This is a genomic window from Streptomyces sp. CB01249, from assembly GCF_001905735.1.
Classification (GTDB): domain Bacteria; phylum Actinomycetota; class Actinomycetes; order Streptomycetales; family Streptomycetaceae; genus Streptomyces.
The window spans coordinates 202,478-219,518 of sequence record NZ_LISW01000006.1; the positions used below are offsets into that span (position 1 = coordinate 202,478).

Annotated in this window: 14 protein-coding genes; 8 read left to right on the plus strand and 6 right to left on the minus strand. The window is 73.9% G+C overall.

What is annotated here, in order from left to right; translation table 11 throughout:
* Positions 1-154: 154 nt before the first annotated feature.
* Complete coding sequence (locus AMK18_RS25760) at positions 155-1,870, plus strand: lytic transglycosylase domain-containing protein (protein ID WP_073864669.1); 1,716 nt, start codon at positions 155-157, stop codon at positions 1,868-1,870.
* 45 nt (positions 1,871-1,915) lie between these two features.
* On the opposite strand, the gene hrpB is transcribed toward AMK18_RS25760, so the two are convergent.
* Both hrpB and AMK18_RS25770 read right to left on the minus strand, forming a co-directional pair.
* Positions 1,916-4,420 carry an ATP-dependent helicase HrpB gene (gene hrpB, locus AMK18_RS25765; RefSeq protein WP_073864670.1) on the minus strand — a complete coding sequence of 835 codons (2,505 nt, stop codon included), beginning with the start codon at positions 4,418-4,420 and terminating at the stop codon, positions 1,916-1,918.
* Between the two features lie 49 nt (positions 4,421-4,469).
* Positions 4,470-5,282, minus strand: coding sequence for a class I SAM-dependent methyltransferase (locus AMK18_RS25770; RefSeq protein ID WP_037786287.1), 813 nt, complete (start codon positions 5,280-5,282; stop codon positions 4,470-4,472).
* Between the two features lie 396 nt (positions 5,283-5,678).
* On the opposite strand from AMK18_RS25770, the gene rpsA reads away from it, so the two are divergent.
* The 4 genes from rpsA to AMK18_RS25790 all read left to right on the plus strand — a co-directional run bounded on the left by rpsA (position 5,679) and on the right by AMK18_RS25790 (position 9,429).
* Entirely contained in the window at positions 5,679-7,190 is a 1,512-nt protein-coding gene (rpsA, locus tag AMK18_RS25775) for a 30S ribosomal protein S1 (RefSeq protein WP_018104558.1), read from the plus strand.
* A 168-nt stretch (positions 7,191-7,358) separates the two neighbouring features.
* Positions 7,359-8,297 (plus strand): PAC2 family protein, encoded by a 939-nt coding sequence (locus tag AMK18_RS25780; RefSeq protein ID WP_073864671.1) that lies wholly within the window; start codon positions 7,359-7,361, stop codon positions 8,295-8,297.
* A 78-nt stretch (positions 8,298-8,375) separates the two neighbouring features.
* The gene (gene coaE, locus AMK18_RS25785; RefSeq protein WP_073864672.1) at positions 8,376-8,981 is read left to right on the plus strand and encodes a dephospho-CoA kinase; all 606 of its coding nucleotides are present in this window, start codon (positions 8,376-8,378) and stop codon (positions 8,979-8,981) included.
* Between the two features lie 85 nt (positions 8,982-9,066).
* A complete protein-coding gene (locus AMK18_RS25790) occupies positions 9,067-9,429 on the plus strand; it encodes a tetratricopeptide repeat protein (RefSeq protein ID WP_018104561.1) in 363 nt (120 codons plus the stop codon).
* On the opposite strand, the gene AMK18_RS25795 is transcribed toward AMK18_RS25790, so the two are convergent.
* Complete coding sequence (locus AMK18_RS25795; RefSeq protein ID WP_073864673.1) at positions 9,426-9,719, minus strand: DUF6343 family protein; 294 nt, start codon at positions 9,717-9,719, stop codon at positions 9,426-9,428. The genes AMK18_RS25790 and AMK18_RS25795 overlap by 4 nt on opposite strands.
* A gap of 101 nt (positions 9,720-9,820) precedes the next feature.
* On the opposite strand from AMK18_RS25795, the gene AMK18_RS25800 reads away from it, so the two are divergent.
* Complete coding sequence (locus tag AMK18_RS25800) at positions 9,821-10,909, plus strand: ADP-ribosylglycohydrolase family protein (RefSeq protein WP_073864674.1); 1,089 nt, start codon at positions 9,821-9,823, stop codon at positions 10,907-10,909.
* A 1-nt stretch (position 10,910) separates the two neighbouring features.
* Here the strand turns inward: AMK18_RS25800 and AMK18_RS25805 are convergent, their stop codons facing one another.
* From AMK18_RS25805 to AMK18_RS25815, 3 genes are read right to left on the minus strand one after another with little or no spacing between them, the layout of a single operon-like run.
* Positions 10,911-11,993, minus strand: a complete 1,083-nt coding sequence (locus AMK18_RS25805; RefSeq protein ID WP_073864675.1) for a tyrosine-protein phosphatase — start codon at positions 11,991-11,993, stop codon at positions 10,911-10,913.
* Between the two features lie 38 nt (positions 11,994-12,031).
* Positions 12,032-14,023, minus strand: a complete 1,992-nt coding sequence (locus AMK18_RS25810; protein ID WP_073864676.1) for a hypothetical protein — start codon at positions 14,021-14,023, stop codon at positions 12,032-12,034.
* Between the two features lie 3 nt (positions 14,024-14,026).
* Positions 14,027-14,929, minus strand: coding sequence for an SGNH/GDSL hydrolase family protein (locus AMK18_RS25815; protein ID WP_018104566.1), 903 nt, complete (start codon positions 14,927-14,929; stop codon positions 14,027-14,029).
* A 151-nt stretch (positions 14,930-15,080) separates the two neighbouring features.
* On the opposite strand from AMK18_RS25815, the gene AMK18_RS25820 reads away from it, so the two are divergent.
* The gene (locus AMK18_RS25820; protein WP_018104567.1) at positions 15,081-16,298 is read left to right on the plus strand and encodes a PucR family transcriptional regulator; all 1,218 of its coding nucleotides are present in this window, start codon (positions 15,081-15,083) and stop codon (positions 16,296-16,298) included.
* A 40-nt stretch (positions 16,299-16,338) separates the two neighbouring features.
* The gene (locus AMK18_RS25825) at positions 16,339-17,034 is read left to right on the plus strand and encodes a class I SAM-dependent methyltransferase (protein WP_073864677.1); all 696 of its coding nucleotides are present in this window, start codon (positions 16,339-16,341) and stop codon (positions 17,032-17,034) included.
* Positions 17,035-17,041: the final 7 nt, after the last annotated feature.

A 17,041-nucleotide genomic window follows, 5' to 3' on the forward strand; every position in this document is an offset into this window, starting at 1 on the left:
AATGTCCGCACGTGGACAACTTGTGTTCAGGAAGGTGAGAAAGCGGTAAGAACCGCCACGCCCGCTGTGTGCGCGCCGGAGGAGTTGCCGTAGGGTCGCCTGAGTCCAGGCGCAGGGGAGCGCCGACAGCGACGAGGGGGAGGGCCCACACACCATGGCAGCGCAATTCGGTCGCCGACTGTACAGAGGAGCGGCCACCACCGCCGTGGCTGCCGTGGCCGTGGCGGCGCTCTCCGCCTCGCAGGCCCCCGGCGCCCCGTCCCCGGTCGTCGCGGCGGACGGCGACCAGCCGGCCGCGGGCTCCTCGACCCCCGCGGACCAGGGCGGCGGCGTCTCCGGCGACTCGCCGTACTACACGGACCTGCCGCCGCTGAACACCCCGGACAAGCCGGGCAGTTCGGCCGACCTGCCGGTGACCGGCCCCGCCGAGTCCGGCATACCCGCCTCCGTCCTGGCGGCGTACAAGAAGGCCGAGCGGACCGTCGCGGGCACGGACGCGGCCTGCCGGCTGCCGTGGCAGCTGCTCGCCGCGATCGGCAAGGTCGAGTCCGGGCAGGCCAGGGGCGGCCGGGTCGACGCGCAGGGCACCACGCTCTCCCCGATCCTCGGCCCCGCCCTCGACGGCAACGGCTTCGCCCTGATCAAGGACACCGACAACGGCGCCTACGACGGGGACCGGACGCACGACCGGGCGGTCGGCCCGATGCAGTTCATCCCGTCCACCTGGGCGACCTGGGGCCAGGACGGCAACGGCGACGGCCGCAAGGACCCCAACAACGTCTACGACGCCGCGCTCGCCGCCGGGCGCTACCTCTGCGCCGGCGACCGCGACCTGTCGACCGCCGCAGACCTGGACCGGGCGGTCCTGAGCTACAACCACTCCGACGTGTACCTGCGTACGGTCCGCTCCTGGTTCACGTACTACAACCGCGGCACGCACGAGGTCCCCGACGGCACCGGCGTCCTCCCGACCGGCCCCACCAGCCGCAACCCCGGCCCCGGCCGGCCGGACGGCGGCCCGTCGAGCACCCCGTCCCCGACGCCCTCGCCGTCCGACACGCCGAAGCCGGGCACGTCCACCAAGCCCACGAAGCCCACCGAGCCGTCGGAGCCCAGCCCCGAGCCCTCGAAGCCGAAGCCCCCGACGCACACCCCGACCCCGGCGCCCACCCCGTCCCAGAAGGTGACGGCGCTTCAGAACGACGGCACCGGCACGCTGACCGCCACCGCCGGCGAGAAGTTCGACGGGACCGTCAAGGTGCGGGCGCACGACGCCCTCGGCAAGCCGGTCGCCAAGGCGCAGGTGACCTTCACCGTCGTCGGTGACACCGACGCCGCGTTCGACGGCGGCTTCAAGGCGGTCACGCTCGACACCGGGGCCGACGGCAAGGCGTCCTCGCCGGTGCTCCGCGCGGGCGAGAAGACCGGCGAGTTCACCGTGCGGGCCACCGTGAAGGGCACCTCGGTCGCCACCACCTTCAAGGCGACCGTCACCGCCCGTCAGGCCGACGCCATCGCCAGGACCGGCACCACCGAACTGACCGCCGTCGCCGGTGAGACCTTCGACGACATCACCGTCGCCGCCACCTACAAGGGCAAGGCCGCGGGCAAGGTCGCCGTCACCGCCACCATGATCACCGACGGTGACGACCCGGCCGTCAACGACAAGGGCCCGTACTGCACGGACGACGACGGCAACCCCGTCCGCACCATCGAGCTCACCACGGCCGCCGACGGCAGCCTGAAGCTCCCGAAGTTCTACGCGGACGGCCCGGCCGGCACGTACAAGCTGCGCCTCACCACCGAGGGCGGCGCCACGGTCACCATCGACCTGACCGTTGAGGAGCGCACGGCCTCCGCCGCCTCCTGACACCACGCCGCAGCCCCTCCGCCCGGCGGAGGGGCTGCGGCGTGCTCACTCCCGCTTCAGCCGCGCCTTCGTGAAGCGGGTCGCCTCCATCGTCGTCGGGTCCTCCGGCCACGGGTGCTTCGGATAGCGGCCGCGCAGTTCCGCCCGGACCGCCTTGTAGCCGTCGCGCCAGAACGACGCCAGGTCCGCCGTCACCGCCGCCGGCCGCCCGGCGGGGGAGAGCAGGTGCACCAGGACCGGAACACCCGCCACCTCCGGGGTCTCCTGGAGCCCGAACAGCTCCTGGAGCTTCACCGCGAGCACCGGCTGGTCCCCGCCGTACTCCACCCGGATCCGCGAACCGCTCGGCACCTCGATCCGCTCCGGCGCCAGCGCGTCCAGCCGGACCGCCTCGCCCGTCGCCCACGGCAGCAGCCTCCGCAGCGCCTGCCCCGCGTCGATCGCGGCCAGGTCCGAGCGCCGCCGCGCCCGGGACAGCTCGGGCTCCAGCCAGGCCCCCGGGTCCGCGAGCAGCGCCCCGTCCGACACGTCCGGCCACGGCTCGCCCAGCACCCGGTGCAGGAAGGCCAGCCGCTCCCGCAGCTGCCCCGCGTCCCGGCTCCACCGCAGCAGCCCCGGGCCCTCCCGCCGCAGCCCCTCGACCAGGGCCTCGCGGACCAGCGCCGGATCGGGCTGCTTCAGCGGGCGCGCGGCCAGCTCGACCGCCCCCAGCCGCTCCACCCGGCGGGCCACCACGTCCCGGCCGTCCCAGCGGACCTCCTCGCCCGCGAACCGCAGCGGCCCCGCCGCCAGGAGCGCGGTGTCCTCGTCGATGACGGCCGCCAGGCGCACCCGGGCCGACGCCGCGTGCGCGGGCCGGTCCGCGACCGCCACGGCCAGCCAGGGCGCCCCGCGCAGCCCGGAGCCCTCGCCCGGTTCCGCGCCCGTGCCCGACGCCATCAGGAACGCCCCGCCGCCCCGCGCCCGCGCCACCCGCTCCGGGAACGCCAGGGCCGCGACCAGCCCCACCGCCGCGTCGTCCGCGACGCTCCGGCCGGAACCTCCGTCGCCCTTCAGCGCGGACGACAGGCGCCGCACCTCCTGGCGCCAGCGCCCCGCGTAGGCGTCCTGGCCCCGGCGCGCGGTGCGCAGCGCGGCCGCCAGATCGTCCCCGTAGGCGCGCGGCGGTTCCTCGCTCAGCAGCGCCACCACCTCGGCGGCCCGGCGCCCGCCCACCTCGGCCGCCCCGTCCAGCAGCGCCCGGGCCAGCCGGGGGTGCAGCCCGAGCCGGGACATCCGCACGCCCCGCTCGGTGACCCGGCCGTCCGGCCCCACCGCGCCGACCGCGCCGAGGACCTCGCGCGCGGCGGCCATCGCCCCCTCCGGCGGCGCGTCGAGCAGCGCGAGCCCGGTCGCGTCCGGATCACCCCAGCAGGCCGCCTGGAGGGCGAACGCCGTCAGATCGGCCACCCTGATCTCGGGGGCGGGGAACCGGGCGAGCCGGCCGTCCTCGGCCCGGTCCCAGCAGCGGTACACCGTCCCCGGCGCCTCGCGCCCCGCCCGGCCCGCGCGCTGCCGGCCCGCCGCCTGCGACGCCCGTACGGTGGCCAGCGCGCTCAGCCCCCGGGCGTGATCGGTGCGCGGCTCCCGGGCGAGCCCCGAGTCGACCACCGTCCGCACCCCGGGGACCGTCAGCGACGACTCCGCCACCGAGGTCGCCAGGACCACCCGGCGCCCCTCCGAGGACCCGGCCAGCACCGCGTCCTGCACGGCCGCCGGGGCCCGCCCGTGCACCTGGAGCACCTCGGCTTCCACGCCCGCGAGTTGCCCGGCCACCCGGCCGATCTCGCCGACGCCGGGCAGGAAGCACAGCACGTCGCCGTCCCGCTCGGCGAGCGCCCGCCGCACCACCGAGGCGACATGGCTCAGCAGCGCCGGATCGACCCGCATCCCGTGCGGCGGCCGCACCGGCACCGACGGCGGGGCCCACACCACGTCCACCGGGTGCGACACGCCCTGCGCCTCGACCACCGGGGCGTCCCCGAGCAGCCGCGCCCAGCCCTCCGCGTCCGTCGTCGCGGACGCCGCCACCAGGCGCAGGTCCGGGCGGATCGCGGCGCGCACGTCCAGCAGGAACGCCGCCACCGTGTCCGCGTCGAGATGGCGCTCGTGGCACTCGTCGATGATCACCGCGTCCACCCCGGCCAGCTCCTGGTCGCGCTGCAACCGCTGGAGCAGCACGCCGGTGGTGACGACCTCCACCACGGTGTCCGGGCCCACCACCCGCTCGCCGCGCACGGTGAACCCGACGCGTTCTCCGGTCCGCTCGCCGAGCAGCCACGCCATGCGCCGGGCCGCCGCGCGGGCGGCGATCCGGCGCGGCTCGGCGACGACGACCCGGCGCACCGGGCCCTCCCCGGTCAGCCCGGCCAGGGCGAGCGGGACGAGGGTGGTCTTGCCGGTGCCGGGGGGTGCGCAGAGCACCGCGGTCCCGTGGTCGTCCAGCGCCTGCCGGAGGGCGGGGACGGCGGTGCGGACGGGCAGCCGGTCGAGGGCGTCGGTGCGGATCACGCCCCCAGTCTCGTACGGAGGGCGCCCGCGCCCCGAACCGGCCGGTGGCTCAGTCCCGTACGCAGACGAAGATCGCGGTACCCGGGATCAGGTTGCCGCGCAGCGGGGACCAGCCGCCCCACTCCTGGTCGTTCCAGGAGGGCCACTCCGGCTCGACCAGGTCCACCAGCCGGAAGCCGCCCGCGACCACGTCCCGGATCCGGTCGCCCAGCGTGCGGTGGTGCTCGACGTAGACCGCGTTGCCCTGCTCGTCCTGCTCGACGTAGGGGGTGCGGTCGAAGTAGGAGGCCGCCACCGACAGGCCCTCGGGGCCCGGCTCGTCCGGGAAGGCCCAGCGGACGGGGTGCGTCACGGAGAAGACCCAGCGACCGCCGGGGCGCAGCACCCGGCGGACCTCGCGGAAGACCTGGACCGGGTCGGCGACGAAGGGCACCGCGCCGTAGGCCGAGCAGGCCAGGTCGAAGGAGGCGTCGCGGAACGGCAGCCGCCCGGCGTCCGCCTCGACCAGCGGGACGTCCTCGCCGATGCGCAGGGCGTGCTGGAGCTGGCGGTGGGAGAGGTCCAGGGCGACGGGGCGGGCGCCCTGCGCGGCCAGCCAGCGGGAGCACTGCGCCGCGCCGGCGCCGATCTCCAGGACGTCGAGCCCCTTCAGCGCGGTGGCGGGGCCCAGCAGCCCGGCCGTCTCCTCGTCCAGGCCCTCGGGACCCCAGACGAAGCGGTCGTCGCCGAGGAAGGCGCCGTGGTCGCTCTGGTACTCGTCGGCGTTGCGGTCCCACCAGCCCCGGCTGGCCCGGCTGCTCTCGGCGGTCCCGGCGCTGCGGCGGGTCGCCTCGGGTTCGGCGGCGTACATCTCTTGGCTCATCGTGTCCGTCGTTGTAGTTTGCCTTCACCCCGTCGTACGCGGTACGTACCAAGGGGGCCTGCGCAGCGCTGCACCGGTGTGTCCGGACGTTGCCGGACACGATCTGGCCTCGGTGAACCCGAGTTGTGCCGGATATGGGGCTTTCCGCCCCTGGTGTCCGCCTTCGCGCATTGACCGTGCCCTGCTGCCCCCGTATGCTACAAGTTGCGCTGCGAGCCTGCGCTCCTCAGACCTAGCAGGCCGCGCTCGCATCTGTTGCTAGTCCCCTCGGTTCACGAGGCGCCTTCCGGTCACGGAATTGGCGCTTCCCGGGCTGTCCGGCTTAGGCAGAGGCGATACGGGCTTTCGGCGTAGCAGTACCTACGACTCACTGTCCGTACCGGAGCCCTTTCCCACATGACGAGCAGCACCGAGACCACCGCCACCACTCCGCAGGTTGCGGTCAACGACATCGGCGACGCGGACGCGTTCCTCGCGGCGATCGACGAGACGATCAAGTACTTCAACGACGGCGACATCGTTGACGGTGTCATCGTCAAGGTTGACCGGGACGAGGTTCTCCTCGACATCGGTTACAAGACCGAAGGTGTCATCCCGAGCCGCGAGCTCTCGATCAAGCACGACGTCGACCCGAACGAGGTCGTCAAGGTCGGTGACGAGATCGAGGCCCTGGTTCTCCAGAAGGAGGACAAGGAAGGCCGCCTGATCCTCTCGAAGAAGCGCGCTCAGTACGAGCGTGCCTGGGGCACCATCGAGAAGATCAAGGAAGAGGACGGCATCGTCACCGGTACCGTCATCGAGGTCGTCAAGGGTGGTCTCATCCTCGACATCGGCCTCCGTGGCTTCCTCCCGGCGTCGCTCGTCGAGATGCGTCGTGTCCGCGACCTCCAGCCGTACGTGGGCAAGGAGCTCGAGGCCAAGATCATCGAGCTGGACAAGAACCGCAACAACGTGGTCCTGTCCCGCCGTGCCTGGCTCGAGCAGACCCAGTCCGAGGTCCGCCAGACGTTCCTCACGACCCTCCAGAAGGGTCAGGTCCGCTCCGGCGTCGTCTCCTCGATCGTCAACTTCGGTGCCTTCGTGGACCTGGGCGGCGTCGACGGTCTGGTGCACGTCTCCGAGCTGTCCTGGAAGCACATCGACCACCCCTCCGAGGTTGTCGAGGTCGGCCAGGAGGTCACCGTCGAGGTCCTCGACGTCGACATGGACCGCGAGCGCGTCTCGCTGTCGCTCAAGGCGACGCAGGAAGACCCGTGGCAGCAGTTCGCCCGTACGCACCAGATCGGGCAGGTCGTCCCCGGTAAGGTCACCAAGCTCGTTCCGTTCGGTGCGTTCGTCCGCGTGGACGAGGGCATCGAGGGCCTGGTCCACATCTCCGAGCTGGCCGAGCGCCACGTGGAGATCCCGGAGCAGGTCGTCCAGGTCAACGACGAGATCTTCGTCAAGGTCATCGACATCGACCTCGAGCGCCGTCGCATCAGCCTCTCGCTGAAGCAGGCCAACGAGGCGTTCGGCGGCGACCCGGCCTCGGTCGAGTTCGACCCGACCCTGTACGGCATGGCCGCGTCCTACGACGACCAGGGCAACTACATCTACCCCGAGGGCTTCGACCCCGAGACCAACGACTGGCTCGAGGGCTTCGAGGCTCAGCGCGAGGTCTGGGAGACCCAGTACGCCGAGGCGCAGCAGCGCTTCGAGCAGCACCAGGCCCAGGTCATCAAGTCCCGCGAGGCCGACGAGGCCGCTGCCGCCGAGGGCGCTGCCGCCCCCGCCGGCAACGCCCCGGCTGCCTCGGGCGGCAGCGGCGGCGGCTCCTACTCCTCGGAGTCCGCGGACAACTCCGGCGCCCTGGCGTCGGACGAGGCCCTCGCCGCGCTCCGCGAGAAGCTGGCGGGCGGCCAGAGCTGACGCTCTGTCCCTCCGGCCGGTCATCGGCTGCGGTAGGTAAGTGACCGTGAGGCCCGCTCCCTTCGGGGAGCGGGCCTCACGTGTTTCCGGCGTGAAAGAGCGCGTACGGGGAATGACCGGGGTACCCCGGGGCGTTCTTCTCCAGGAACACAAGGAGGAGCGGTAACCGTGCCTGATCCGCAGAGTTTGTACGAATGGGAGCCGAAGGGCCTGGCTGTGGTCGACATGGCGCTCGCCCAGGAGTCGGCCGGCCTGGTCATGCTCTACCACTTCGAGGGCTACATCGACGCGGGTGAGACCGGCGAGCAGATCGTGGACGGCCTGCTCGAATCGCTGCCGCACCAGGTCGTGGCCCGCTTCGACCACGACCGCCTGATCGACTACCGCGCGCGGCGTCCGCTGCTGACGTTCAAGCGCGACCGCTGGGCGGCGTACGAGACGCCCGCCCTGGAGGTCCGCGTCGTCCAGGACGCCACGGGCGCGCCGTTCCTGCTGCTGTCCGGACCCGAACCCGACGTGGAGTGGGAGAGGTTCGCCGCCGCCGTCGAGGAGGTGGTCGAGCGTCTGGGCGTCCGCCTCGCGGTCAACTTCCACGGCATCCCGATGGGCGTCCCGCACACCCGCCCCGTCGGCATCACCCCGCACGGCAACCGCACCGACCTCACGCCCGGCCACCGCAGCCCCTTCGAGGAGGCGCAGGTCCCCGGCTCCGCCGAGGCGCTGGTCGAGTACCGCCTGATGGAAGCGGGCCACGACGTGCTCGGCGTCGCCGCCCACGTCCCGCACTACGTCGCCCGCTCCGCCTACCCGGACGCGGCGCTCACCGCGCTGGAGGCGATCACGGCCGCGACCGGCCTGGTCCTGCCGTCCGTCGCCCACGCCCTGCGCACCGAGGCGCACCGCACCCAGACGGAGATCGACCGCCAGATCGGCCAGGGCGACGAGGAACTGGTCTCGCTGGTCGAGGGACTTGAGCACCAGTACGACGCGGTCGCGGGCGCGGAGACCCGGGGCAACCTGGTCGCCGAACCGGCGGACCTGCCGTCGGCCGACGAGATCGGCCTCGAATTCGAGAAGTTCCTCGCCGAGCGCGAGGGCGACGTCTGAGCGCCGCCCCGTCCTCGTGCCCGCTGCCCGTGGCCCCGCCTGCCGGGGTCACGGGCAGCGGGCATTAGGCTGCCGGGCATGCTGAGAGTGGGCCTGACCGGGGGCATCGGAGCCGGTAAGAGCGAAGTGTCGCGGCTGCTCGTCGGGCACGGGGCCGTCCTGATCGACTCGGACCGCATCGCCCGTGAGGTGGTCGAGCCCGGCACCCCCGGACTCGCCGCCGTGGCCGAGGAGTTCGGCCCCGGCATCCTGGCCCCGGACGGCACCCTGGACCGGCCCGCGCTCGGCGCGATCGTCTTCGCCGACCCGGACCGCCTCGCCGCGCTCAACGCGATCGTCCACCCCCTGGTCCGCGACCGCTCCGCCGAACTGGAGAAGGCCGCCGGACCGGACTCCGTGGTCGTCCACGACGTCCCCCTCCTCACCGAGAACGGCCTCGCCCCTCTCTACGACCTGGTCATCGTGGTCGACGCCGCCCCGGAGACCCAGCTCGACCGGCTCGTCCGGCTGCGCGGCATGACCGAGGCGGACGCCCGCGCCCGGATGGCCGCCCAGGCCACCCGCGAGCAGCGGCGGGCCGTCGCCGACCTGGTCATCGACAACGACGGACCGGTGGAGGGGCTGGTGGCCCGGGTCCGCGAGGTCTGGGCGGAGCTGAGCCGCCGGGCGGCGGCGCAGGGCTGAGCCAGGGCCGCGCCACGAGGTCGTACCGGAATACCCGTGGCCGCCCCCGTGTTCACCTCGGGACGGACCAGGGAAGGATGCCACCGTGCCCGAGAGGACCCCGGAAACCGACGTCATCGACTTCCGTGCGGCCGAGCAACTGCTCGCTGCGCGCGATCCCCGGGGCGCCGTGCGGCTGCTCGACTCGGTGATCGCCGCCCACCCCGAGAACACCGCCGCCCGGCTGCTGCGCGCCCGCGCCTTCTTCGCGGCGGCGCAACTGCGCCCCGCCGAGCTGGAATTCGAGCTGGTGCTGGAGCGCGAACCGGACAACGCCTTCGCGCACTTCGCCCTCGCCCGCACCTTCGAGCGCTCCGGCCACCCCGAGCGCGCCACCCGCCACTTCCGGCTGGCGGCCGCGCTCGACCCGAAGCCGGAGTACCTGCGCGCCGCCCGCTTCGACAGCTAGGGCGCACCCGGCGGAGGGCCCTTGCCGCCGCGCGGGCCGTGGTCGGGGTCGTACGGCGGGATCGAGCGGCCCGGCTGGTAGTGCGCGCCCTGGCGCATCCGGTGCACGACCACGCACAGGTCCACCAGGACCAGGACGAGCAGCACCCCGCAGACGGCGGCCCAGCCGGTGCGGCCGTTCACGGCGAAGGCCGTCACCCCGAAGACGGCCCAGGCCAGGCCCCATAGACTCAGCCAGAGCCGCATCCGCAGCGGACTGCGGGCGGTCGTCGGTTCATTGCCGGTACGCATGGCATCGCCTCCCTACCAGCATGGACCCACGGCCGGACAGGTGCGGCGCGAGAGGGCGGGGGCCGACGGTGACCGGTACGACGACAGGGGCGGACCTCGCGATGCGCAGGTCCAAGGTGCGCGGGTGCCTGCTGGGCGGGGCAATCGGGGACGCCCTGGGCAACCCGGTCGAATTCCTGTCGCTCGCGGGCATCCGGCGCGCGCACGGCGAGCAGGGCGTACGCGGCATGACCCCGGACGACGAAGGGGTCGTCGGCCGGATCACGGACGACACCCAGATGACGCTGTTCACCGCCGAAGGGCTGATCCGGGCGCACTCCCGCGCCATGGCCAAGGGCATCGGCGGCGCCGAGACGGGCATCGTCAGGAACGCGTACCTGCGCTGGCTGGACACCCAGAACCACCCGGCGCCGCCCGCCGCCCCGGCCGAGCACCCCGTCCGCAACGGATGGCTCAGGCAGCAGCCCTGGCTCTACGCCCAGCGGGCCCCCGGGAACGCCTGCCTGAGCGGCCTCACCGCAAGCCACATCCCGGACCCGAGGGGCCAGGTCGGTGAGCCCGGCCCGGTCAACACCGGCTCCAAGGGCTGCGGCACCGTCATGCGGTCCGCGCCCTTCGGCCTGACCGGCGAGGACCCGGCCACCGGCTTCGGGCTCGCCGCCCGGTGCGCGCAGATCACCCACGGCCACCCCACCGGCGCCCTGGCGGCCGGGGCGCTCGCGGCGATCGTCGGATACCTCCTGGAGGGCGACTCGCTGCCCGGTGCCGTGCTGCGGGCCATGGACCTGCTCGCCCGGCACCGGGGCCACGAGGAGACCACCGCCGCCCTGCGCGCGGCCGTCGATCTGGCCGCGCGGGGCGGGCCGAGCGCAGAGAAGGTGGAGTCGCTGGGCCAGGGCTGGGTGGCGGAAGAGGCGCTGGCCATCGCGGTGTACTGCGCGCTCGTCCTGCCCCGCGCGGACCAGGTCGCCGAGGCCCTGCTGCTCTCGGTCAACCACTCCGGCGACAGCGACTCCACCGGCGCGGTCTGCGGCAACCTGCTGGGCGCCCACCACGGCGACACCCGCCTCCCTCCGCACTGGCTGGTGCTGACGGAGGGACGCGGGGTGATCGCCGAGGTGGCCGACGACCTGTGCCTGGAGTTCGCGCACGCCGTCGAGTGGCCGCAGGACCGCTACCCGGGCTGCTGAGTCAGTCGGTCAGCAGCTTCGCCCGCAGCGCCGCCACGGTCGCCCCGTCGAGCTTCAGCCCCTCACGTACGTACGTGTCGAAGTCGCCGTAGATCTGGTCCACCTCGGCGTACGCGGCGCGCAGCCAGCTCAGCTCCACGGCCTTCGGGTCGCCGGTGTACTGGTTGCTGGCCAGGAAGTCCGCCTCGACCGTGGCCCGGGGGACGCCGAGCAGGGTGAGCAGGACGGCCGTGCCCCAGCCGGTGCGGTCCTTGCCCGCGCTGCAGTGGAAGACCGTGGCGCCGGAGGTGTTGGAGGCGACGGCCGTGACGAGGTCGTGGAAGGCGTAGTCCGCGCCCACGAAGTTGACCATGAACGGGTAGCCGATGGACTGGCCGAGGTCCGAGGAGCCGGAGAAGAGCCCGGCGGCGATGGCCTCCGCCAGGGTCATCAGGGCCGAGTCGTGGAAGCGGATGCCGTGGGCGAGCGAGACGACGTCCGCGACCTGGTAGCGCACCCCGGCGGGCAGCCGGTCCGGGTCGTCGTGGCGCTCCTGGGCGTTGCGCAGGTCCACGTCGAGCGTGAGTTTCTGGGAGACCAGCCGCTGCTGGTCGGCGTCGGTGAGGCCGCTCAGCTTGTTGGAGCGGTAGACCAGGCCCGGCCGCACCCAGTGCCCGTCCGTGGTGCGGTAGCCGCCGATGTCCCGGAAGTTGCGGGCGGAGGCCAGGCCGAGCGAGCGGTCGGCGACGACGAGCGGGCTGCCGCTGTCCGGGACCAGCCGGAAGTACCAGCGCCCGGCCTCCGGGAGCGTGCCCGGGGCGACGGTCAGCGAGCCGGTGCCGGGGGCGGTGCCGAGTGCGGTGCCGGTGGTGGCGTCGGGCGAGGTGACGGCGGTGACGGTCACCGATCCGGCGGGGGAGGCCCAGGACAGGGTGTGGCCGCCGTCGGCGGTGCGGGTGGCGGTGGCCGCCGTGAACGGGACGGCGGACTGCGCGGCGGCGGCCGAAGCGGTCGCGGGCGGTGCGGCGAGGGCGGCCGGGGCCATGACCGTACCGGTGAGAAGGGCGGTGGCGAGGACGGCTCCGGCGATGCGGTGCGTACGCATGGTGCTCCTTGTCGTGACCCTGCGGGGCAGGGGAGGCGTCAGGAGGTCGGGGTGGCGGTGCACGGGGTGGTGCCGCAGACATTGATGACCCGGCCGGTGGTCAGGAAGGTGGCCTTCTGCTGACGTGCGGCGGACGAGTTGCGGGGATCTTCGTGCGGGTCGTGCCCGTACGCCGGTCCGGCGGGCGGGGTGTTGGTCACCGGGGGCGTGGGCGTACCGCTGTCCCACACGGTCATCGCCGAGCCCCGGTAGGGCAGTTGGTGCGGGCCGATGCGCCGGATGCCCCAGTACGGGACGGCGTCCGGGCTGCGGCCCGGGGCGAGCGCGGGGGTGAGCAGCCGGGCGCCGATGGTGCGCGCCTCCACGTCGGCCGCCGCGTTCGCGACCTGGTGGTCGCCGTACGCGAGGTGCATCAGGATCTGGTGGCGGTCGGTGAGGTGGTTGGCGTACGCGTCGGTCTCGCCCCGGTCCCAGACCATCTGGAAGAGCTGGAGGACCAGTTGCTGGTGCAGCTTGTCCGGGTAGGCGGCGTCCAGGACCTGCTGGAACGGGGCGAAGTCGGCGCTGCGGTTGAGCAGCAGGCCGTAGTTCATGCCGGTGACGCCGAGCACCCCGCGCCGGATGTCGGTGGAGGCGGCGACGAGCGCACCGCCGAGGATGCCGCCCTGGCTGTTCCCGTCGTACGCGAGTCCGTGCCGGGTGTCCACGAGCGGGCGCCCGTCGGCGGTGCGGAACGCCGGGTCGGTGGTCAGGCCCTGGGCGTGGATCAGGGCGCGGCCGAGGAACAGGGCGTTCAGCATGCCCTGTTCGCTGCGCTCGGGGACGGCCGGGAAGAGGCTCGGATCGGCGAGCGCGGCGACCACGACGGGGATGTCGTCCTTGGCCATGCCGATCCAGTCCGTCGCGCAGAACGTGAAGTCGTGCTCGGCGGCCATGTCCCGGACGTTGCCCGCGCCGACCTCGTTGCGTGAGCCGAGCAGCCCGTGCCCGTACAGCGAGGGGTGCGACGGGCTGCGGAAGGCGGCGCGCGGGATCTCGCAGCGGAACGCGGCGGTCTGGGCGCTGCCCGGGAGCGCGCGCGGGGTGCCGTTCCGGTCGCGGTTCAGCACCGCGCCGGGCGGCCCGCCGGGCGCGTCCAGATAGCCCGGGACGGTGATCTCGCCGGTGACCTCCCGGGCGATCCGGGCGTCCTGCTCCTGGGTGAAGTCGGTGACCCCGGTGACCGTGAAGGCGGGCGAGCGGTCGCCGAGCCTGCGGAACGCGTCGTCGCGGATCGTGAACAGGTCGCCGGTGAGGCTGCGCGTCGAGGCGACCGTGAAGTCCCAGGCGAGGTGGAGCCCCTGGGAGGAGACGCCCGCCCGGCGCAGCGCGGACAGCGCGGGCCGCAGCCGGTCCTGGCGGGCGCGCAGCGGATCGTGGGCGGGCAGCCGCTTCCCGGCGACGGCGGCGAAGGGGGCGGCGGCCGGAATCGTACGGCCCGACCCGTCCTTGAGGTGGCGCAGCGCCACGGCGTAGTGGTGGCCGTCCTCGAAGTTGCGGGCCGGGTGGATCAGCAGGGCCCGGCGCGCGGGGTCGGTGGCGTTGCTGTCCGGCTCGGCCCAGTACGGCCACCGCTCACCGGTCGTGGTGTCGAGCAGGACGAGGGGCGCGTCCCGGTCCAGGGAGCGGCCGATGTCGGTGAGCGGGGCCGCGCCGGTCCGGGCCAGGTCGAGCCCCGGGACCTGGGCGATCAGTGTGGAGCCGGGGGAGAAGCCGTCGGACCGGTTCCAGGCGGCCGGGTCGACGGCCTGCCCGGTCGCGGGCCGGGGCAGCACCGAGGCGTCGAAGGCCACCCGGCGGCCCGTGTCGGTGCGCGGGTCCGGCCGGGTGTACCAGTCGTTGGGGAACGGCAGCAGGCACTCGGCGGGTGCCAGCGGGTCGCAGCTCCGCGCCGGGGAGGGGTCCGCCGGGGCCGCTTGGGCGGGCGGGGCGAGGAGCGCGGCCGTGCCGAGCGCCACCGCGAGCAGTCCGGCGAGCATCCGCTGCCGCACGGCTCAGCTCCCCTGGAGGTGGGCGCCGATGATGCGCGCGTAGGCGGCCTCGCCCCGCTGGTTCGGGTGCAGCGGGGCGGCCGACGCGGTCGGCACGTATCCCTCGACCCACTTGTCGGACGGGGCCTGGCAGGCGTCGTGGCCCTTGCTCGGCGTGGCGACGTCGATGTACTCGGCGCCGTGCGCGGCGCTCTGCTCGGCGATCACCGCGTTCATCCGGTTGACGCTGCCCTGGAGGAAGTCCGCGTCGACCGGCAGCACCGGCTGCAAGGGCCAGCAGCCGCCCGGCTTGATGTAGAGCCCGTAGCCCGTCACGAGGACCCTGGCCTGCGGCGAGCGCTGGTGGATTCCGTCCAGTACGGCTCCGAGGCGCGGCGCGAAGGCGTCGATCCGCTGCGCCACCTGGTCGACCCCGCCCTCGGTCAGCTTCTCCTTGCACGGGGTCGCGGTCGGGTCGAGCTGCATGCAGTCCTGCGCGATGCCGACGAGCCCGGCGTCGTTGCCGCCGATGGTGAGGGTCACCAGGTCGGTGTCGGCGCGCAGCGCGTCGAACTGGGGCGCCGCCGAGCCCATCGGCACGTCGAGCAGCGACAGCGACTGCTTCTCCGTCATGTGCTTGGACTGCGCCCCGCTGCACGTGACGTCGCGCAGCGAGGCACCGATGCTCGCCGCCAGCTCGTGCGCGTAGTTGTGGGTGGAACGGCCGCAGGCCAGCGGTCCGGTGATGCCCGGGATGAGCGGGCCCGAGGCCATCGAGTCGCCGAGGGCCACGTACTGCACGGGGTCGTCGGCGCTCGCCGCCCAGGCGCCGGAGGCGGTGGTGCCCACGGCCAGGGAGGCCAGGGCGGCGGCGGTGGCGGCTCCTCTGACCGTACGACAGAACGTCTTGTTCCGGGACGAGTTCATGACGACCTCCGGTGCGCTATGAGTGGGGGCATGGCGGGTGTCGCCGGTCATCATGCAGACTCGAACGCCGTCGTTTAACTGGTGGGTAACGCAGACTTCGCCGGGGGCTTTTGTGACGCGTGACAAAGAACGGGCCGCAGGGCAGCGGCCGTTGGCCATCGCCGGACGTCCGGTGGCGGTACGGTTACGGGCCCGCGTCCCCGCCCTGACCACCCGGGTGGTCGCCCGTCTTCTCAGTGACCTCCCGGTCTACGCGGAGCTGCCGCACGAGGAGATCGCGGGCGACATCGCGGACATCGTCCAGCACAATCTGCGGCTCTTCGCGGACGTCCTCGAACACCGCAGGGCCGCCACCGACGGCGAACTCGCCCAGCAGCGCGACTCGGCGGCCCAGCGCGCCGAGGAGGGCGTGCCGCTGGACGCCATCCTCACCGCCTACCAGGTCGGCGTCGCGATGTGCTGGGAGGAGACCGCGCAGGACGCCGGGCCCGGGGACCTGCCCGCCGTGCTGGAGATCATGGACCGCATCCTCGTCCTCCAGCAGCAGCTGACCTCCGCGGTGAGCGGCGCCTATCTGGAGGCCCGGCAGATCCTGGACAGCCAGGAGCACGGCGGCCGGCACGCCCTGATGGCCGCGCTGCTGACCGGTGAGGACCTGGACGGCTTCACCCGCCGCACCGGCCTGCGCCCGGCCGCCCGCTATCTGACGATGACGCTCGCGCTGGCCCCGCACCCGGACGAGACGGGGGCGGGACCGGCGCGGGGGGCGGGTGCGGGCGTGGCCGCCCGGCGGAAGATACGGCGCATCCGGACGACCCTCGACCGGTTCGCCGGGACGCCCGCGCTGACCGCCCTGGACGCGTCCGGCGGGACCGTGCTGCTGCCCGTCGCGGAGCCGCCGCGGTGGGACGGGCCCGGCGGGCTGTGCGACCTGATCGCCGAGGCGACCCGGGCGGCGGGGGTACCCGTCACGGCCGCCGCCGAGACCGCCGCGCCGGACGGGGTGCCCGCGGCGGTGGCCCGTAACGGGGAGATCGTGGACCTGGTGGCCCGGACCGGCCGGGCCCCCGGCCTCTACCGGCTGGCCGATGTGCTCCTGGAGTACCAGCTGAGCAGGCCCAGCGAGGCGCTGCGCGGGCTCGCGGGGCTGCTGAGCCCGCTGGACGCCAAGCCGGAGCTGCTGCACACGCTGGAGACGTACCTCGCACACGGCCTCGACCGCCGGGCCGCGGCGGCGGCGCTGCACGTCCACCCCAACACCGTCGACTACCGCATCCGCCGCATCGACCGCCTCACCGGCCTCTCCCCGGCCCGCCCCGCCGACCTCCAGCACCTGAGCGCCGCCCTCGTCGCGCGCCGCTCCGTGTGAGGAGCGGGAACGAGCGCCCCCGTACGGTCGTTCGGTGGGTATGAGCGGACAACTGGTGCGTGAGGGTTACTCAGGGGCCGGGCCGGGCGCGATCACCCCGGACGGCTGCGCGGTCGAGCTGTACACCCGGCTGCCCGTGGGCGACGAACCGGACGTGATCGAGGCGGCCGTCCCCGCCGGTGCGCACATCCTGGAACTGGGCTGCGGGGTGGGCCGGGTGACGCATCCGCTGATCGAGCGCGGCTTCCGGATCACGGCGGTGGACGAGTCCCCGCAGATGCTGGAGCGGGTGCGCGGCGCGCGGACGGTGTGCTCCCCGATCGAGTCCCTGGACCTCGGCGAGGAGACCTTCGACGTCGTCATGCTCGCCTCGTTCCTCGTCCACGCGGGCGACCCCGGGGTGCGCGACGGGCTGCTGCGGACCTGCCGCCGTTACGTACGCGACGGGGGCGTGGTGCTCCTCCAGCGCGAGGGGGCGGACTACCACGGCGGGCTCCCGCGCGAGCGCGTCGACCCCGCCGGTCACACCGTGCGCATCGTCTCCTCGGAGCCGGTCGGCGACGGGGTGCGCTCGGTGCGCGCGGAGTACGAGTTCGCCGACGCCCGGTGGACGCAGACCTTCCGGTCCCGGCCGCTGACGGAGGAGGAGTTCGAAGGGCACTTGGGCGCGGCCGGGCTGAAGGTGGACCGCTGTCTCACGGACGACGGCGTCTGGGTGCGGGCCGTGCCGGTGTAGCGGCCGC